This window comes from Komagataeibacter kakiaceti JCM 25156 (assembly GCF_000613305.1).
This window is the reverse complement of sequence record NZ_BAIO01000585.1, coordinates 1-1,312: the sequence shown is the minus strand read 5'-3', so window position 1 is coordinate 1,312 and position 1,312 is coordinate 1. Positions and strand designations below refer to the sequence as shown.

Genomic DNA, 1,312 nt, shown 5'->3' with positions numbered 1-1,312 from the left:
CGCCAGCGCGCCAGCCTGCGCGCGATCCGCCCCTGCAACGCGGCGGGATTATAGCCCGGCCGGGGCAGGATCGCGAGCGGAACCATGTTGACAATATCCCACCATCGCCGCCACCGCCCCATCTGCGCCAGCCCGTCCGCCCCCATGAGCCAGACAAAACGCACATGCGGAAAAAGCCGCTTCAGCCGTCTTAGCGTATCAACCGTGTAACGGGTTCCAAGCCGGGATTCGATATCGGTGGCCAGCAGTTTCCTGTTCCGCAGGCCATGAAGACGCGCGCGCACCCCGGCCAGACGCTCCGGCAGGGGGGCCATGCCCGCCACCGGCTTGAGCGGATTACCGGGCGAGACAAGAAACCAGACCTGGTCCAGCGCCAGTTGCCGCAGGGCACGATGCGCCAACTGGATGTGCCCCTCATGCACCGGGTTGAACGAGCCGCCGAACAGCCCCACCCGCATATGCCGCCCATCCCCCCGGGTGGGAATGGTCGGTTCCCTGGAGTACGGCAATACGGTCAGGGCCGGACCTGCCCCGTACCGATCACTTCGTAGCGGTAGGTGGTCAACTGCTCCAGCCCGACGGGGCCACGGGCATGGAAACGCCCGGTCGCGATGCCGATTTCCGCGCCGAAGCCAAACTCGCCCCCATCACAGAACTGGGTGGAAGCGTTCCACATGACAACCGCGCTGTCGGTGCCATTGAGGAACGTGGCAGCGGCCTGCGCGTCTTCCGTCACGATGGCTTCGGTATGCGCGCTGCCATAGCGGGCGATATGGGCCAGCGCCTCCTCCACGCCATCCACCACGCCCACGGACAGAACGGCGTCGAGCCATTCCGTGGCGAAGTCCTCTTCCGTGGCGGCGGGCAGGTCCGGCACGATGTCACGCGCCTGCGCATCCGCGCGGAAAGTGCAGCCACGCGTGGCCAAATCCTCGATCAGTCCCGGCAGGATCTTTGGCGCGATCGCCTGATCCACCAGCAGGGTCTCGGTCGCGCCACAGATGCCGGGGCGGCGCAGCTTGGCGTTGAGCACGATACGCCGTGCCATTTCCAGATCAGCGGCGGCATGGACGTAAGTGTGGCAAAGCCCTTCGGCATGGGCCAGAACGGGCACCCGGGCTTCGGCGCAGACGCGTTCGACCAGTGACTTGCCGCCACGGGGAATGATGAGGTCGATCAGCCCCGCCGCTCCCAGCATAGACGCGACATGCGCACGGTCGGCATCGGGCGGAATCTGCACGCATTCCACCGGCAGGGACGCCGCGCGCAGCCCCGCCTGCATGGCCGCGTGAATGACGCGCGCGCTGTTCAG

Annotated in this window: 2 protein-coding genes; both read right to left on the bottom strand. The window is 66.8% G+C overall.

All coding sequences use genetic code 11. From position 1 onward, the window contains the following. A partial coding sequence (locus JCM25156_RS16850) for a nicotinate-nucleotide adenylyltransferase (protein WP_051577545.1) occupies positions 1-458 on the bottom strand: 458 nt, incomplete at its 3' end. Between the two features lie 56 nt (positions 459-514). Next, positions 515-1,312 (bottom strand): glutamate-5-semialdehyde dehydrogenase (locus JCM25156_RS16845; RefSeq protein WP_025814056.1); only part of this gene is annotated, 798 nt, incomplete at its 5' end.